Source organism: Gaiella occulta (assembly GCF_003351045.1).
Taxonomy (GTDB): domain Bacteria; phylum Actinomycetota; class Thermoleophilia; order Gaiellales; family Gaiellaceae; genus Gaiella; species Gaiella occulta.
In genome coordinates, this window is the sequence record NZ_QQZY01000001.1 from 108,515 (window position 1) to 124,626 (window position 16,112).

Below are 16,112 nucleotides of genomic sequence, written 5' to 3' on the forward strand. Positions count from 1 at the left end.
AACGTGACGAGCGACAACAGCATCGTCGTCGAGCAGCTCGTGCGCGAGTTCAGGAGGGGCCCGCGCGCCGTCGACGGCATCGACCTGCACGTCTCGCCGGGTGAGATCTACGGGTTCCTCGGCCCCAACGGCGCCGGCAAGTCGACCACCGTGCTGGTGCTGACGACGCTGCTGCCGCCCACGGCGGGCCGGGCGCGCGTCGGCGGCTACGACGTCGTCACGCAGGGACCGCAGGTGCGTTCCGTCATCGGCGCGGCCCTGCAGGAGGCGGCGCTCGACGGGCTGCTCACGGGCCGCGACCACCTCCGCCTGCAGACGATGCTGCACGGCATCCCGCGGAGGGAGCGCAAGGCGCGGCAGCAGGAGCTGCTCGACCGGGTGGGGTTGACCGAGGCGGCCGACCGCAAGGTGGGCGGCTACTCGGGCGGCATGAAGCGCAGGCTCGACCTCGCGCTCGCCCTCGTGCACCGCCCGCGTATCCTGTTCCTCGATGAGCCCACCACCGGGCTCGACCCGCAGAGCCGCACCGCCCTGTGGGACGAGGTGGCACGGCTCGCACGCGAGGACGGCGTCACCGTGTTCCTGACGACGCAGTACCTCGAGGAGGCGGACGTGCTCGCCGACCGGGTCGGGATCATCGACCACGGCACGATCGTCGCCGAGGGGACGCCGGCCGCGTTGAAGGCGGAGATCGGCCGGCCGAGCGTCCACGTGATCCCGTGTCGCGAGGACGACCGGCCGCGCATCTCCTCCTTCCTGGCGCGGTTCGGGGAGCCGCTCGGCCAGGGTCGCGACCTCGCCGTGCGGCTTCGCGCGGGCCTCGGGCTCGCCGACATCGTGCGCGCGATGGACGCCGACGAGATCGCCGTCGCCGACATCGAGCTCAAGGCGCCCACGCTCGACGACGTCTTCCTCGCAAAGACCGGCCGCACGCTGGAGGGCGCGGCGGAACAGGCCGGCGAGCCGCCGGCGCAGGGCCGTCGCAGGTGAGCACCCTCGCCGTCCAGGTCGGCGCCATCGCCGGGCGTTCGATCCGCCGCACCGCGCGCCAGCCCGCGAGCGCGATCCCGCCCCTGGTCTTCCCCGTCGCGCTGCTGCTCGTGAACGCGGGCGGCCTGAAGGCGTCGACGCGGCTGCCGGGGTTCCCGACCGACTCGTTCCTCGCGTTCGCGCTCGCCGTCCCCTTCATCCAGGGGGCGCTGTTCTCGACCATGAACGCGGGCACGGACCTCGCGCGCGACATCCAGACGGGCTTCCTCAGCCGCCTCTCGCTGACGCCGCTGCGCGGCTCCGCTCTGCTCGCGGGGCAGCTCGCGGGCATCGTCGTGCTCGGCCTCGTGCAGGCGCTCTTCTACGTCGCCGTCGGGCTCGTCGCCGGCGTACGGTTCGCGTCAGGGCTTCCCGGCATCCTCGTCCTGCTCGCGTTCGCCGTCCTCGTCTCGATCGGCTTCGGTGCGCTGGGCTCGTTCCTCGCGCTCCGCACCGGCTCGGGCGAGGCGATCCAGGGTCTGTTCCCGGTGCTGTTCGTGTTCCTCTTCCTGTCCTCGATGAACACGCCGCGCGACCTCATCGCGGTCGACTGGTTCCGCGCCGTCGCCACCGCCAACCCGGTCTCGTACCTGATCGAGTGCGTGCGCAGCCTGATCGTGAGCGGATGGGACGGGCGCGCCCTCGCGCTCGGGTTCGCGCTCGCGCTCGCGCTCGCCGTCGCCTCCCTCGCAGCAGCCTCGTGGGCGCTCGCACGGCGGATGGAGCGCACGTGAGGATGTGGCCCGTGGCGTCGGGGGTGGCATGGCGGACGCTGAAGAACGTCGTCACGACGCCGTCGCTCCTGTTCCCGTCGCTCCTGTTCCCGCTCTTCTTCTTCACCGCCTTCGCCGGCGGGCTGTCGCAGGTGCGCAACGTGCCGGGGTTCGACTACGCCGGCGACTACACGTCGTTCCAGTTCGTGTTCGTGCTGCTGCAGTCGGCGGCCTTCGGCGGCGTGTTCACCGGCTTCGGCGTCGCCCGCGACTTCGAGGGAGGGTTCGCGCGGAGGCTCCTGCTCGCGTCCGCGAACCGCTCGGGCATCGTGCTCGGCTACGGTCTCGCCGCACTGCTGCGATGGGGGATCACCGCCACGTTGCTGACCGCGATCGCGCTCGCCGTCGGCATGGACGTGGGCGGCGGCGAGAGCGATCTCGTCGGCCTGTACACGCTCGCCCTGCTCGTCAACGTCGCCGGCTTCTGCTGGTCGGCGGGGATCGCCATGCGCCTGCGCACGATCCAGGCGGGGCCGCTGATGCAGATGCCCGTGTTCCTGACCCTGTTCCTCGCGCCCGTGTACGTGCCGCTCGAGCTGCTGTCGGGCGCGATGCACACGGTCGCGCGCGCGAACCCCGTCACCTACGTGCTCGAGGCCGGCCGCGGCTTCATCTCCGGCGAGCCGATCCACGCCGGGCTCGCGTTCGCGCTCGCGCTCGGCCTCGCCGCCGTGTTCGGGCTGTGGGCGCTCCGCGGCCTCCGCGCCGCCGAGGCGGCGGGCGCGTAGGGCGCGTGCCCCGCTCGCTCCCGCAGGCGCCCCGCTAGGGTCGGGCCGTGCAGCGCTGGCCCGGTGAGCCGTTCCCGCTCGGTCCCACGTGGGACGGGAGCGGCACGAACTTCTCCCTCTTCTCCGAGAACGCGGAGCGTGTCGAGCTGTGCCTGTTCGACGAGGCGGATGCCGAGACGCGCATCGAGATCGTGCGCCAGACCGCCCACAACTGGCACTGCTACCTGCCGGGCGTCGGCCCCGGCCAACGCTACGGCTACCGCGTGCACGGCCCGTGGGCGCCGCAGCGCGGACATCGCTTCAACCCCGCGAAGCTCCTCATCGACCCGTACGCCAAGGCGATCGAGGGGCCTGTGCTGTGGGATCGCGGGCGCACGCTCGCCTACGCGGACGCCGACGGCCTCGTGCCGGACGGAGGCGACGACCGCGATGCGATTCCCAAGTCGATCGTCATCGACGAGTCGTTCGACTGGGAGGGCGACACGCTGCTGCGCCGGCCGTGGGACGAGACGGTCATCTACGAGCTCCACGTGAAGGGTTTCACGCAGCGCATGCCGGGTGTGCGCGACGACCTGCGCGGCACCTACGCGGGGCTCGCCTCGGAGTCTGCGATCGAGCATCTCGTCGATCTCGGCGTCACCGCCGTCGAGCTGCTGCCGGTTCACCATATCGCGGACGAGCACTTCCTCCAGGCGAGAGGCCTGACGAACTACTGGGGGTACTCGACGATCGGGTTTCTCGCCCCGCACGCAGGCTACGCGGCGACGGGCACGCGCGGCGAGCAGGTGCGCGAGTTCAAGGGGATGGTGAAGGCTCTCCACCACGCCGGCCTCGAGGTGATCCTCGACGTCGTCTACAACCACACGGCGGAGGGCAACCACCTCGGCCCGACGCTGTCGTTCAAGGGCGTCGACAACCTCTCCTACTACCGCACGATGCCCGACGACCCCCGCTTCTACAAGGACTTCACCGGAACGGGCAACTCGCTCAACCCGCTGCACCCCTCGGTGCTGCGGCTGATCATGGACTCGCTGCGGTACTTCGTGATCGAGTGCCACGTCGACGGGTTCCGCTTCGACCTCGCCGCCGCGCTCGCGCGCGAGCTCCACGACGTCGATCGGCTCTCGGCCTTCTTCGACATCATCCACCAGGATCCGATCCTCTCGCAGGTGAAGCTGATCGCCGAGCCCTGGGACGTCGGCGAGGGCGGCTACCAGGTGGGCAACTTCCCGGTGCTGTGGACGGAGTGGAACGGCATGTACCGCGACACGATGCGCGACTTCTGGCGCAGCCACACCGCCGTCGGCGCCTTCGCACGGCGATTCACCGGTTCGAGCGACCTCTACCAGCACGACGGGCGCAGGCCGTTCGCGTCGATCAACTACGTCACCTGCCACGACGGCTTCACGCTGCGCGACCTCGTCACCTACGACGAGAAGCACAACGAGGCCAACCTCGAGGACAACCGCGACGGCAGCAGCGACAACCGCTCCTGGAACTGCGGGGTGGAGGGCGAGACCGACGACCCCGCCGTGAACGCGCTGCGCGAGCGCCAGCTGCGCAACTTCCTCGCCACGCTGTTCCTCTCGCAGGGCGTGCCCATGCTGTGCGGCGGCGACGAGATCGCGCGCACGCAGCGCGGCAACAACAACGCCTACTGCCAGGACAACGAGATCTCGTGGCTCGACTGGGAGCTCGACGAGCGGGCGCGGCGGTTGCACGCCTTCGCGAAGCGGCTCGTCGCTCTCCGCCGAGCGCACCCGGTGTTCCGCCGGCCCGACTTCCTGAGCGGCGTCGAGCTGATGGGGTCGGGCGCGCCCGACGTCTGGTGGTTCCGCCCCGACGGGCGCGCGATGACGCGGAGCGACTGGGAGCGGGGGGACGCGTTCGCGCTCGGCGTCTTCCTCAACGGGGCAGAGATCCCGTCGCAGACGCGCGAAGGGGCGCGCGTCGAGGACGACTCCTTCCTCGTGCTCTTCAACGCATGGCAGGATGCGCTCTCCTTCCGCCTGCCGCCGGCGCGCCTCGGCCGGCGCTGGGCGCTCGAGCTCTCGACCGCCGACCCCGAGCTCGAGGCGGGCGCGTGGCAGGCGCGGCTGCGCGGAGAGGTCACGGTCGCGGGCCGGTCGCTGCTGCTGCTGCGCCGCGTCGGCTGAAGGCTCTACGGCGCGGGCGCCTCGAGCACGCGCAGGCAGACGTCGACGATCTCGGGGTCGAACTGCGTGCCGGCCGCGTCGCTGAGCCGGCGGCGCGCCTCCTCCACCGTCAGCGCTTCGCGGTAGGGCCGGTCCGCCGTCATGGCGTGGAAGGCGTCGCAGGCGAAGATGATGCGGGCCTCGAGCGGGATCTGCTCGCCCCCGAGACGGTCCGGATAGCCCTTGCCGTCGTAGCGCTCGTGGCAGGCGCGCACGATCGGACGCACGTCCTCGAGCTGCTCGATCGGCGCGAGGATCCGCTCGCCGAGCTCGGGATGGGTCTCGATCACCCCGCGCTCCTCGTCGGTCAGAGGCCCGGGCTTGAGCAGGATTGCCGCCGGGATCCCGATCTTGCCGATGTCGTGGAAGAGCGCCGCGAGCTCGACCCGCTTGAGCGTCTGCTGCCCGAGGCCGAGCTCCTGCCCGACCTTGAGCGCCATGTCCCTGATCCAGCGGGTGTGCGAGGAGGTGTACTCGTCCTTCGCCTCCAGGGCGTTCGTCAGCGCCTCCACGGTCTCGAGGAACGTTCGCTCGAGGCTCTCGAAGCTGAGGGCGTTGGCGACGGCGAGCCTCGCCTGGCCGGCGACGCCGGCGAGCAGCTCGAGCCGGCGCTCGCCGAACAGCGCGGGCTCGTCGCGCAGCGCGAGCGCGAGCGCGCCCCAACCCTGGTCGAGGACGAGCGGGGCGACCGCATACGCCTCGGCGACGCTGTTGCGCAGCCTGTCGCCGACGAGGTGCTCGTAGTCGGCGCGGGTGACGACGAACGGCTCCGCGTTCGAGCCGAACGCGGCGGACACCTGCGGCGGCAGCCGGTCGCCCGCGGCGGCATGGCCGGCGTCGCCGCCGACGTTCCAGACGCCGCGGCACACGAGCTCTCCCGTTGCCGTGTCCGGAAGCCACACCGACGCCTGCGGCACGTCGAGGATCTGCGCGGCGCCGCGGGCGAGGAGCTCGAGCACCTGCTTCAGCTCGGCCGACGAGGAGAGATCGCGCGAGAGCTCGAGCAGGGCTTTCGCGCTCTCGGCCTCGCGGCGCTGTGCCTCGTAGAGCTTCGCGTTCACGAGAGCGACGGACGCATGACCCGCCAGCACCTCGAGCAGGCGCACGTCGTCGTCGTCGAACTGGTCGAGCCCGAGCTTCGAGATCACGATCACCCCGATCACGTCGGGCCCGTAGCGAAGCGGCACGGCGAGCAGCGACTCCTCGATCTGCGCGGTGCCGGGGATCCGGTGGCCGATGCCGCAGCCGGCGGCGTCGCCGGTGAGGAACGGCTCGCCGGTCTCCGCGACATGGCCGGTGACGCCGACGCCGACGCGGGTGGTGAGCACCTCCATCGTGGAGCCGGGCGCTTCTGACAGCTCGCCGCGGAACGCGACCGGGATCAGGGCCTCGCCCTCGCGGACGAAGACGCGGCAGTTGTGGTAGTCGATCAGCTGCCGTAGCTCGTCGGCGACGGTGGAGCCGATCTCGGCGACGCCGACGAGGCGCGAGAGCTTGCTCGACACGCCGTGCAGCATCTTCAGGTGCGCGATCGAGCGGATGCTCTCGCGTTTCGCCGTGGGCGCCTCGGGCCGTTCGCTCTCGTCCTCGTGGAAGACGACGATGCGGCTCTTGCCCCGCGCCTTCGCGGTCATCATCGCGATCTCGGCGCAGGCGACGAGCTCGCGCGGGTTGGCGGCATGCTCCGGGCCGAGCGCGATCCCGATCGACAGCGTCAGAGGCCCGGCGGGCTCGAACGCCGCCAGCGCCACGTGCTCCGCTGCGCGCTCGGCAAGCGCGTGCGCGACGGCGAGGCCGGCGGACGGGACGATGACGGCGAACTCGTCGCCGCCGACGCGGCAGACGGCGTCGCGCTGGCGCACCGTCGCCCGCAGCGTGTCGGCGAGCTCGGCGAGCACGCGGTCGCCGAGCGCGTGGCCGTAGACGTCGTTGACGCGCTTGAAGTCGTCGAGGTCGAGCATCACGAGCGCGGCCGAGGAGTGCTCGGTCGACGCACGGAGGAGCTCCTCGCGCAGGCGCTCATGGAACGCGCGGTGGTTCCAGAGACCCGTGAGCGGGTCGGTCTGTGCCTGCAGCTCGAGGCTTGCTCGCACGCGCGCGTTGTCGAGCGCGAGCGCCGCCGCGTCGCCGAAGCGCACGGCGAGGCGGAACTCGTCGTCGCTGAACTCCTTCAGGCCGGCGCGGTAGATGTTGAGCGCACCCTGGACGCGGCCTCGTGCGACCAGCGGCACGGCGATGAGAGACTCCGGATCGGGCGGCGTGCCCTCGACGAAGCGCACCCGCGGGTCGAGGTCGGCGCGGTTGGCGAGCACCGGCCTGCCGTGCTCGACGGCCCAGCCGGTGATGCCCCTGCCGAACGGGAACGGATCGTCCGCGAGCACCTCGTCCGCGTACTGCCCGCGCGCGAAGACGGCACGCAGCTCGCGTGCCGCCTCGTCCGCCTCGTAGAACGCGAGGTCGTCATGGGGGATGAGCTCGCCGACGGTGTCGGCGATCCGCTCGAGCAGCGCGTCGAGGCTCTGCTCGGACAGCACCTCGTGGAAGACGTCCGCCAGGAGGCGGTACGACTCGACGAGCGCCGGCGACGCCGCGCGCGTCCCGTCGTCGTCGCCGGGCCTCGGCACCGCTGTGGCCGCAGGGGTGTTGGCAGGGGGGCTCACGGTTCCTCCGTGACCCATCGGCTGCGAGAGGCTCGTGCTTGAGCCGCGGTCTACGCGCTGTCGCCGCCGCCGACGGGCGGCAGCGCGCTCCAGGGGAACGTGATCCAGCGGTCGCTGCGCCGCCACACGTACTCGCACGCGACCTCGGAGCGGGGCTTCTCGTACAGGACGGCGACCCGCGCCTCCGCGACGCGGCCGGCGCAGAAGTCGCGTACGAGCGCGAGCGTGGCGCCGGTGTCGGCGACGTCGTCGGCGATGAGCACGCGCGCCTCGTCGAGGTCGACGAGGTCGGGCACCGGCGGCAGCAGCATCGGCATCTCGAGTCGCTCGTCGATGCCCGTGTAGAACTCGACGCTCATCGTCGCCGTGTTCTTGACCCCGAGCGCGTAGGCGATGCCGCCGGCGACGAGCAGCCCGCCGCGGGAGATGCCGAGCACGAGGTCGGGGATCCAGGCGTCGGCGTGCACCGCCTCGGCGAGAGCGCGTGTCCCCGTGCCGAGATCGTCCCAGCTCATCGTCTCCCGCTCGATCATCTCGACGCGACCGTACACGAGCGACGGGACGGGCTAGCGGCCCTGGGCGGGCCCGTCGTCCTCGCGCCGCCTGAACCAGCCGAGCCACAGGATCACGGCGAGGGTGGCGAACGGCAGCAGCACCGCCGCCGCCACCCACCCCAGCGGCCCGGCCCAGGCGGCGAGCAGGATCAGCAACGGGAGCCCCATGAAGAGGGCGGCGGCGAGCGCGATCGCGGCGGGAAGGCGCACCCCCGCAGTATCACCCGCGGCGGACGGCCGCTCCCGCTGCGGCCACGGCCGGCGCTGCGCTTCTCTCCTCCTCGCGCCCGACCCGGCCGGCGTCGCCGCCGGCGATTTCGACTACGGCTTGAGACGCCAGCCGCGGGCGACGAGCGCGACGGCCGTGGCGAAGGTGGCGGCGGCGACGGCGGCCGTGACGAGGAGCGACAGCCAGACGGCGCTCTCGTGGAAGCCGGTGAAGCCGGCTCGCGCGGCGTCGACGAGGTAGTAGAGCGGGTCGAAGCGCGTGAGCGTAGCCCACGGCTCGGAGAGGCTGCGCGCGGAGTAGAAGACGCCGCCGACGAGGGCGAGCGGCGTGATGACGAGGTTGGCGACGAACGCGTGTCGGTCGAAGGTGTCGGCCCAGAGGCCGGTGATGACGCCGGCGCCGGCGAAGACGAGGCCCGTGAGGAGCAGCGCGACCACGACGACGGCGGCGTCGGCGACACCCCGCTCGCTGAAAGGCGTGGCCACTGCAGCCACGATCGCGGCGGCCAGCCAGCCGCGCAGGAGGCCGCCCGACGCGTACGCGACGACGAGCTGCCAGGGTCGCAGCGGGCTCGACAGCACGTCCTCGACGTAGCCCTCGTTGCGGGCCTGGAAGAGGCTCGTCGAGTTGTTGGCGAACGCCTGCGAGGCGACCGTCATCACGAGAAGACCGGGCAGGACGAAGTCACGGTACGGCACGCCCTCGACGTTGCGGATGCGCGACCCGAGCGCGCCCCCGAAGACCGCGAGGAAGACGAACGCGGTGAGGACGGGCGGGGCGACGGTCTGCGTCCACAGCGACAGCACGCGCCGGAGCTCGCGCTCGGCCAGCGCCGCCGTGCCTCGCGCCCCGCCGGCGGTCATCGCAGCGCCGCCACGTACGCGCCTTCGAGGTCGTCCGCGCCGAAGCGGTGCGCGAGCTCGGCCGGCGACCCCTCGGCCGCGATGCGCCCGCCCTTGATGAACGCGACGCGCTCACAGAGCTCCTCCGCCTCGTCGAGGTAGTGCGTGGTCAGGAGGACGGTGACGCGCTCCTCGGCGTGCAACCGGCGCAGGTAGTGCCACAGCTCGTGGCGCAGCTCCAGGTCGACGCCCGCTGTCGGCTCGTCGAGGACGGCGAGCCGGGGGCGATGGACGAGCGAGCGGGCGAGCAGGAGCCGCCGCCGCATACCGCCCGAGAGACGATGCGGCTTCGTCGCCGCCTTGTCCCCGAGGTCGAACACGTCGAGCATCTCGTCTGCGCGCGCTCCCGCCTGCGCCCTCGTCATCCCGAAGTAGCGGCCGTGGTAGGTCAGCACCTCGCGCGCCGTCAGGAAGCGGTCGAGGTGCACGTCCTGCGGGGCGAGGCCCACGAGCTTGCGCGCCTCCGTTGCGCCGGCCGCCGCGTCGTGTCCGAACACGTGGATGCTCCCCGCGGGCGCGCGCACGAGGCCGGCGACGGCGCCGATGAGCGTCGTCTTCCCCGCGCCGTTCGGCCCGAGGAGGCCGAAGAAGGTTCCCGCCGGCACCGTCAGGTCGAGCGCGTCGAGCGCGCGCGTCCCGTCGTCGTACACCTTCGTCAGGCTGCGCACGCTCAGCGCCGCCGCGCCCGCACTGGTCGTGTCGTCCATACCGTCCAACCTTGCCAGCTTCGCCGTCCCGGCCGACGGCCTGCCCCGGCGTCGCCCGAGGCGGGCGCCGGTGGGCCCACTGCGCCGCCGGCGTTTTCGGGCGCGGCCTCGGCGACGTTGCCGCTGCCCGCGGCGGCGGCAGGCATGCGCTCCCGCCTCCGGCTCGTGATGACGAAGTCCGGCCCGCCGTCCGTCCGCATCGCGTACCGTGTGCGGGTGATCTGATGGACAAGGTGCGCCGCAGCGAACAGGAGTGGCGGGCGCTGCTCACGCCGGAGCGCTACAGGGTCCTGCGCGAGGGCGGAACCGAGCCGGCGTGGTCGGGCGAGCTGCTCGACGCCCACGAGCCGGGCACCTTCCGCTGCGCCGCCTGCGGGGCCGAGCTCTTCCGCTCGGAGGCGAAGTTCGAGTCCGGCTCCGGCTGGCCGAGCTTCTTCGAGCCGGTCGCGGAGGATGCCGTCGAGCTCGAGGAGGACAGGAGCTTCTTCATGCGCCGGACCGAGGTGCGCTGCGCCCGCTGCGACTCCCACCTCGGCCACCTCTTCGACGACGGGCCCGCGCCGACCGGGCAGCGCTACTGCATGAACTCGCTGGCGCTCGAGCTCGATCCCGACGAGGAGAGCTAGGCGAGGGGCGACGAGCCTCGGCCGCCGGGCACGGCGGAGGGCGATAGACGGAGCAATCTCGCCGGCCACGCTGGACGGGGCATGCCAGGCTCGACGAGCGCGATGACGGCACTGGCATCGGTCCGCTTCGTCTTCACGAGCTCACCGGCATGGACGATGCGACTGGGCTGTCGTCGCACCCGGAGGAAACAGAACAGCCTGACAGGGCAACGGCGATAGCCACAACACTCCCGTTCAGGCGGATCAACATGCCCCCGGCCGGAATCGAACCAGCGCACGCGGTTTAGGAAACCGCTGCTCTATCCACTGAGCTACGGGGGCGACGGAAAGGCGCACCTGCACGGATTCTCCCCGCGCCGGCGCCCGGCCTGGCACGCGCACTGTATCGAGATCGGCCCTGCTGACACGAGAGCGCGTTGCCGGATGCGCGCGGCGCGCGTGCCCGTCCGCGCGCTCGGTCGGCGGACGGTGGAGGCCGAGGCGCTCAGCGCTCGCGCGGCTCCCAGCCGAAGCGTCGCCAGGCGATCGCGAGCCCGACGAGCCCCCATGCGGACACGATCGCGATCTGCCGGGGATCGGCCCACAGCGCCTCTCCGCGCAGGTAGACGTCGCGGAGCAGCTGGATCAGGTAGGTGAGCGGCAGCACGTCCGCGACGACGCGCAGCAACTGCGGATAGCCGCCCGTCCCTCCGAAGGATCCGGACAGGAACGCCATCGGCAGCACCACGAGGTTGACGACCGCCGAGGCGCCCTCCGAGGAGCGGATCAGCGCCGTTGCGCCGAACCCCATGCCGGCGAAGGCCGCCACGCCGAGCAGCACGGCGCCGACGAGCCCGGCCCAGCTCCTGGGCTGGTGGGCGCCGTAGAGCGTGAAGCCCAGCAGCAGGGTGACGGCGGTCTGCAGCAGGAACACGGCGAGCGTCGACGCGAGCGTCGCCGCGAGGTAGGTCGCAGGGGGCAGCGGGGTCGCGCGCAGCCGCTTCAGCACCCCGCTCTCGCGCCGGATCACGAGCGTGATCGCGAGACCGGCGAACGCGGTGTTCGCGCAGCCGTACCCGATCAAACCGACGAGAAGGGCGTCCGCGGCCGGATACCCCTCGATCGTGCCGCTGTAGACGGCGCCGAGCAGCAGGAACAGCATCGGCGGGAACACGAACACGAACACCGCCGACTCCCGGTTGCGCCAGAACAGCTTCTGCTGCATGCGCAGCTCGTGCAGGAAGAGCCTCATGCGCCGCCGTCGACGAGGTCGAGGTAGACGTCCTCGAGCGACGGGCGCACGACCTCCAGCGAGTCGAGCTCGCGGCCGGCCGCGGCCGCGGCGCCCGTCAGCTCTGCGAGCGCCTTCGTCGGCGCGTCCGTCTCGATGACGATCTCGCGCTCGCCTTCGCGGTAGCGGATCTGCACCTTGGGCGCGACGCCGATCAGCTCGGCCGGCGTGCCGATGCGCACGATCCTGCCGGCGCGGATGACGGCGACCCGGTCTGCGAGCTGCTGCGCCTCGTCGAGGTAGTGCGTCGTGAGCACGATCGTCTTGCCGAGGTTGCGCAGCGAGCGCACGAGGTCCCACGCGGTGCGCCGCGCGGACGGGTCGAACCCCGTCGTCGGCTCGTCGAGGAACACGAGCTCGGGGTCGCCGACGAGCGCCACGCCGAGGTCGAGCCTGCGCTTCTGGCCCCCCGACAGCGTCTTCACCCGCGCGTGCGCCTTCTCCTCGAGGCCGACCAGCTCGATCACCTCGTCGACGTCTCGCGGCGCGGCGTAGTAGCCGGCGAACATGACGTGCACCTCGCGCACCGTCAGCCCGGCCGGAAGCTCCGACGCCTGCAGCACGACGCCGATACGCTCGCGCAGCGCCGCTCCGCCGCGCTCCGGGTCGACCCCGAGCACCTCCACGTCGCCGCCGTCTCGCCTGCGGTACCCCTCGAGGATCTCGACCGTCGTCGTCTTGCCGGCGCCGTTGGGCCCGAGCAGCCCGAACACCTCGCCTCGCTGCACCGCGAACGTGACCCCGCGCACCGCCTCGACCGCGCCATAGCTCTTGCGCAGATCGCGCACCGCGAGGGCGCTCACGCCTTCCCCTCGAGAGCGGGCAGCGCCGCGGCCGGTCGGCCGTCTCCTCGCCTGCGCGACGGCTGCACGGGGTGGCGGGAGAAGGCGCGCACTCGCAGCAGGATAGGCGCTGCACGCGCCCCGTCCGCCCGTAAGGCGCCCGTAAGGAACACGCTGTCACACTGAAGGCATGACGATGCCCCACAGCAGCGCTCGCGCGACGCACCAGCCGTAGGCGATGGACGACCGCACCATCGGGCGCGCCGGCTTCCTCGGGGTCGTGGCCGCCGGCGTCGCCGGCCTCTTCGTCGCCCGCGACGTCACGGGCGTGCTCTCGCGTGCCGTGCCGCGGTCGCTGTCCTCGATCGTGCCGGCCTCGGGCTGGCGCATCTACACGATCGGCAACGCGATGCCCGATATCGACCCGGCGGCGTACCGGCTGCGGGTCGACGGCCTCGTGCGCGCGCCGGCGAGCTTCTCCCTCGCCGACCTGCGCTCGCTGCCGCGCGCCGAGCAGGTGTCCGACTTCCACTGCGTCACCGGCTGGTCGGTGCGGGACGTGCGCTGGGCCGGCGTCCGCGTCTCCGACCTGCTCGACCGCGCCGGCGCGACCGGTTCCGCCGGCGCGATCCGGTTCGTGTCCGCGGAGGAGCCCTACGAGGACTCGCTCACGCTCGCGCAGGCGACGCTCCCCGACGTGATGCTCGCCTACGAGATGGACGGCGGCGCGTTGTCGCGGCCGCACGGGGCGCCGCTGCGGCTCGTGATGCCGAGGATGTACGGCTACAAGAGCGTCAAGTGGGTGAGCCGGATCGAGCTGCTGACCTCGCCGCGGCCGGGCTTCTGGGAGCAGCACGGCTACGACACGGACGCCTGGATCGGCAGGTCGAATGGCCTCTCGGCCTAGGCCCGCCGGGCGTCTCACGCGCTTCACGCGCACCGAGCGCACGCTGCACTGGGTGCACGCGGGCTCGTTCCTCGCGATGCTGGCGACCGGGCTGATCCTCTACCTGCCGGCCCTGTCGACGCTCGTCAGCCGCCGCAACCTCGTCAAGAACGTCCACATCTGGGTTGCCGTCGCCTGGTTGCTGGCGGTCCTCCTCGTCGTCCTGCTCGGCAACCGCCGGGCGCTGCGCGAGACGTGGCGCGAGATCGAGACGATCGACCGCGACGACCGGCGCTGGCTGCGTGGGCGCCGCGTGCCGCAGGGGCGGCTCAACGCGGGCCAGAAGGTCAACGCCATCCTCACGGTCGCCTTCGCGCTCCTGTTCGCGCTGTCGGGCTTCTTCCTCTGGCTCGGCGAGCGCGACCACCGCTTCCTCCTCGCCGGCACCGGCACCGTGCACGACGCGCTCACCTTCCTCTCCGTCGGCCTGCTCGTCGGCCACCTCTACCTCGCGCTCATCCACCCCTCGACCCGGCACGCGCTGCGCGGGATGACGACCGGCGCGGTCGATGCGGGGTGGGCGGAACGCCACCACCCCAAGTGGGCGCGCGCGGCCGTCGACGAGCCGCTCGACCCGAACGAGCCGCGTCTACGCTGAGGGCGTGCGCACCCACCGCTACGTCGTCGCGGACGTCTTCACCGATACGCCGCTGACCGGCAACCAGCTCGCCGTCTTCACCGACGCGCGCGGGCTCGACGACGAGACGATGCAGGCGCTCGCCCGCGAGATCGGGTTCAGCGAGACCGTGTTCGTGCTGCCCGCAGAGCGGGGCGGCGCGGCGCGCATCCGCATCTTCACCCCGGCCACGGAGCTGCCGTTCGCCGGGCACCCGACGCTCGGCGCGGCGTTCGTGCTCGGCACCCCGTTGCAGCTACCGCTGCTCGAGCTCGAGACGGGCGCCGGCATCGTCCCCGTTCGTCTCGAGCGCGGCGAAAGCGGCCGCATCGCGTTCGGCCGCATGGAGCAGCCGATCCCGCGGGTGCAGCCGTACCACGAGACGGAAGCGCTGTTCGCGGCGCTCGGCGTGCCGGGCTCCGAGCTGCCGGTCGAGCGCTACGACAACGGCGCCTCGCACGTCTTCGTCGCGCTCCCGTCCGAGGCCGCCGTCGCGGCGCTCGTGCCGGACACGGCCGCGATCGGCGCGCTCGGGCTCACCGGCGTCAACTGCTTCTCCGGCGCGGGGCTCGCCTGGACGACGCGGATGTTCTGGGAGCTCGGCGAGGACGCGGCGACGGGCTCGGCCGCGGGCCCGCTCGCGTGCCACCTCGCCCGGCACGGTCTCGTGCCCTGGGGCGAGGAGATCGTCATCTCGCAGGGAGCTGCGATCGAGCGGCCGTCGCTGCTGTACGCGCGCGCCGACGGCGGCGGCGGCCTCATCGACCGGGTCGAGGTCGGAGGTCAGGCCGTCACGGTCGCCCGCGGCGAGTTCCGCCTCCCGTGAGAGCCTCTCGCGCTCCGTCTCACTCCCCGGCATCCCACGCGACGCGCGTGACGTCGATCAGCTCCGGCGCCAGCGCCCGCCAGAAGCGCCCGCCGTCCTCCGACAGGTAGAGGCGCTCCGCGGTGGCGAAGAGAATCCGGTCGGGATGCTGCGGCGAGATGGCAACGGCCCGTCCGGGCGGCAGACCGCCCCCCGCCTCGCGCCAGCTGCCGCCCCCGTCGGAGGACACGATCAGCGGCGGCCGGCGGTCGACGACGGCGACGACCGTCGACCCGTGCACGTCGGCGTCGAGGACGAGGGGGAGGGCGAGCTCGAGCGCCGGCCGCTCGAGCCGTGCGTCGCTCGCGAAGCCGACGACGGCTTCGCCGTCGAGGTCGACCGCGACGATGCCGAGCGCGCATTCGACGAAGACGAGGCTCGTGCCGGTCATCCTCCCCGCTTGCGCTCGTCGAGCATCCGTGCGACGAGCTCGCTGGCGAGGCGCGCCGCCTCGACCGGATTCGCGCCCGCCGACCGTGCCGCCGTGTACCCGACCATGAACACGTCGCCGGCGCCGGTCGTCTGCACGCCGAGCACGGGCCATGCGGCCGGGACGGCCTCGGCCCTGCCGCCGGCGTAGACGATCGATCCCTCCGACCCGAGCGTGAGCAGCACCTCGGGGACGCCGAGCCGCTCGGCCGCGCCCGCGTCGAAGCGCCCACCGGCGATGATCGTCGCCTCGTCTTCGGCGAGCTTGAGGGTCTGCACGTGGGCGAGGATGCCTGCGTCGAAGTCGCCGTCGACGGCGAGTGGGCCGACGCGCGGGACGCGAACGAGCCCCTGGCCGTCGAACGAGACGCGCCGGCCGTGCCGCGCGAGCGCGGAGAGCGTCTCCGCGGTGAAATCGCTGCGCAGGAGCGGGGCGACGTGCACCCAGCGCGCCTCCGGGTCGACGGACTCGACGTCGGCCGGCGTCCACGTGTCTCCGACCGCATCGACCGTCATCGTGCGCTGCTCGCCCCTGTAGTGCAGCCCGAACGCGCTGGTCGTCTCCGTCGGGATCACCGTCACGGGAACGCCGAGGGCGGCGAGCGTCGCCTCGAACAGCGGCAGGTCGGCCGGTGCGCAGCGCGTGAGGATCTGGCCGCCTTCGTCGAGCATGCGCAGCGCGAGCGCCGCGAAGGAGGGGCAGCCGCCCGGGCGGACGGCACCGCCGTCGACCCGGTCCAGCGAGACGTTTCCGATCACGGCGAGGCGCGGCACGGTGCTGAGCGTACTCGGCGCGGCGGG

The 16,112-nt window shown here is 72.6% G+C and carries 17 protein-coding genes and 1 tRNA gene; 8 read left to right on the top strand and 10 right to left on the bottom strand.

The features are described 5' to 3' along the window. Positions 1 to 3 precede the first annotated feature (3 nt). The 4 genes from Gocc_RS00500 to glgX are packed head-to-tail and all read left to right on the top strand — an operon-like array spanning position 4 to position 4,686. The gene (locus Gocc_RS00500) at positions 4 to 990 is read left to right on the top strand and encodes an ATP-binding cassette domain-containing protein (protein ID WP_114794581.1); all 987 of its coding nucleotides are present in this window, start codon (positions 4 to 6) and stop codon (positions 988 to 990) included. Next, the gene (locus Gocc_RS00505) at positions 987 to 1,763 is read left to right on the top strand and encodes an ABC transporter permease (protein WP_114794582.1); all 777 of its coding nucleotides are present in this window, start codon (positions 987 to 989) and stop codon (positions 1,761 to 1,763) included. Before Gocc_RS00500 ends, Gocc_RS00505 begins: the two co-directional genes overlap by 4 nt. Positions 1,764 to 1,774: 11 nt before the next feature. Beyond that, positions 1,775 to 2,530 (top strand): ABC transporter permease, encoded by a 756-nt coding sequence (locus tag Gocc_RS00510; protein WP_181813254.1) that lies wholly within the window; start codon positions 1,775 to 1,777, stop codon positions 2,528 to 2,530. A gap of 47 nt (positions 2,531 to 2,577) precedes the next feature. Further along, positions 2,578 to 4,686 (top strand): glycogen debranching protein GlgX, encoded by a 2,109-nt coding sequence (gene glgX, locus Gocc_RS00515; RefSeq protein WP_114794584.1) that lies wholly within the window; start codon positions 2,578 to 2,580, stop codon positions 4,684 to 4,686. A 5-nt stretch (positions 4,687 to 4,691) separates the two neighbouring features. Here glgX and Gocc_RS00520 read toward each other — a convergent pair whose 3' ends face one another. The 5 genes from Gocc_RS00520 to Gocc_RS00540 form a co-directional block, all read right to left on the bottom strand. Beyond that, on the bottom strand, positions 4,692 to 7,385 hold the full coding sequence (locus Gocc_RS00520) for a diguanylate cyclase (protein WP_181813255.1): 2,694 nt from the start codon (positions 7,383 to 7,385) through the stop codon (positions 4,692 to 4,694). A 50-nt stretch (positions 7,386 to 7,435) separates the two neighbouring features. Next, positions 7,436 to 7,918, bottom strand: coding sequence for a phosphoribosyltransferase (locus Gocc_RS00525; protein ID WP_114794586.1), 483 nt, complete (start codon positions 7,916 to 7,918; stop codon positions 7,436 to 7,438). Positions 7,919 to 7,951: 33 nt separating this feature from the next. Continuing rightward, the gene (locus tag Gocc_RS00530; RefSeq protein WP_114794587.1) at positions 7,952 to 8,149 is read right to left on the bottom strand and encodes a hypothetical protein; all 198 of its coding nucleotides are present in this window, start codon (positions 8,147 to 8,149) and stop codon (positions 7,952 to 7,954) included. 111 nt (positions 8,150 to 8,260) lie between these two features. After that, the gene (locus Gocc_RS00535) at positions 8,261 to 9,031 is read right to left on the bottom strand and encodes an ABC transporter permease (RefSeq protein WP_114794588.1); all 771 of its coding nucleotides are present in this window, start codon (positions 9,029 to 9,031) and stop codon (positions 8,261 to 8,263) included. Continuing rightward, the gene (locus tag Gocc_RS00540) at positions 9,028 to 9,777 is read right to left on the bottom strand and encodes an ABC transporter ATP-binding protein (RefSeq protein ID WP_114794589.1); all 750 of its coding nucleotides are present in this window, start codon (positions 9,775 to 9,777) and stop codon (positions 9,028 to 9,030) included. Before Gocc_RS00540 ends, Gocc_RS00535 begins: the two co-directional genes overlap by 4 nt. A gap of 224 nt (positions 9,778 to 10,001) precedes the next feature. Between Gocc_RS00540 and msrB the strand changes: the two genes are divergently transcribed. Further along, the gene (msrB, locus tag Gocc_RS00545; RefSeq protein ID WP_114794590.1) at positions 10,002 to 10,403 is read left to right on the top strand and encodes a peptide-methionine (R)-S-oxide reductase MsrB; all 402 of its coding nucleotides are present in this window, start codon (positions 10,002 to 10,004) and stop codon (positions 10,401 to 10,403) included. 249 nt (positions 10,404 to 10,652) lie between these two features. Here msrB and Gocc_RS00550 read toward each other — a convergent pair. From Gocc_RS00550 to Gocc_RS00560, 3 genes are all read right to left on the bottom strand, one after another. Then, a tRNA-Arg gene (locus Gocc_RS00550) sits at positions 10,653 to 10,724 on the bottom strand. 163 nt (positions 10,725 to 10,887) lie between these two features. Beyond that, complete coding sequence (locus tag Gocc_RS00555) at positions 10,888 to 11,634, bottom strand: ABC transporter permease (protein ID WP_114794591.1); 747 nt, start codon at positions 11,632 to 11,634, stop codon at positions 10,888 to 10,890. Further along, complete coding sequence (locus tag Gocc_RS00560; RefSeq protein WP_114794592.1) at positions 11,631 to 12,476, bottom strand: ABC transporter ATP-binding protein; 846 nt, start codon at positions 12,474 to 12,476, stop codon at positions 11,631 to 11,633. Before Gocc_RS00560 ends, Gocc_RS00555 begins: the two co-directional genes overlap by 4 nt. Before the next feature lie 217 nt (positions 12,477 to 12,693). On the opposite strand from Gocc_RS00560, the gene Gocc_RS00565 reads away from it, so the two are divergent. From Gocc_RS00565 to Gocc_RS00575, 3 genes are read left to right on the top strand one after another with little or no spacing between them, the layout of a single operon-like run. Further along, complete coding sequence (locus Gocc_RS00565) at positions 12,694 to 13,362, top strand: molybdopterin-dependent oxidoreductase (protein ID WP_114794593.1); 669 nt, start codon at positions 12,694 to 12,696, stop codon at positions 13,360 to 13,362. After that, positions 13,346 to 13,999 carry a cytochrome b/b6 domain-containing protein gene (locus Gocc_RS00570; protein ID WP_114794594.1) on the top strand — a complete coding sequence of 218 codons (654 nt, stop codon included), beginning with the start codon at positions 13,346 to 13,348 and terminating at the stop codon, positions 13,997 to 13,999. Before Gocc_RS00565 ends, Gocc_RS00570 begins: the two co-directional genes overlap by 17 nt. 4 nt (positions 14,000 to 14,003) lie before the next feature. Next, positions 14,004 to 14,843 carry a PhzF family phenazine biosynthesis protein gene (locus Gocc_RS00575; RefSeq protein ID WP_245904860.1) on the top strand — a complete coding sequence of 280 codons (840 nt, stop codon included), beginning with the start codon at positions 14,004 to 14,006 and terminating at the stop codon, positions 14,841 to 14,843. A gap of 19 nt (positions 14,844 to 14,862) precedes the next feature. On the opposite strand, the gene Gocc_RS00580 is transcribed toward Gocc_RS00575, so the two are convergent. Both Gocc_RS00580 and Gocc_RS00585 read right to left on the bottom strand, forming a co-directional pair. After that, the gene (locus tag Gocc_RS00580) at positions 14,863 to 15,273 is read right to left on the bottom strand and encodes a beta propeller repeat protein (RefSeq protein WP_114794596.1); all 411 of its coding nucleotides are present in this window, start codon (positions 15,271 to 15,273) and stop codon (positions 14,863 to 14,865) included. Beyond that, positions 15,270 to 16,085 (bottom strand): PfkB family carbohydrate kinase, encoded by an 816-nt coding sequence (locus Gocc_RS00585; protein ID WP_114794597.1) that lies wholly within the window; start codon positions 16,083 to 16,085, stop codon positions 15,270 to 15,272. Before Gocc_RS00585 ends, Gocc_RS00580 begins: the two co-directional genes overlap by 4 nt. Between the last annotated feature and the right edge of the window lie 27 nt (positions 16,086 to 16,112).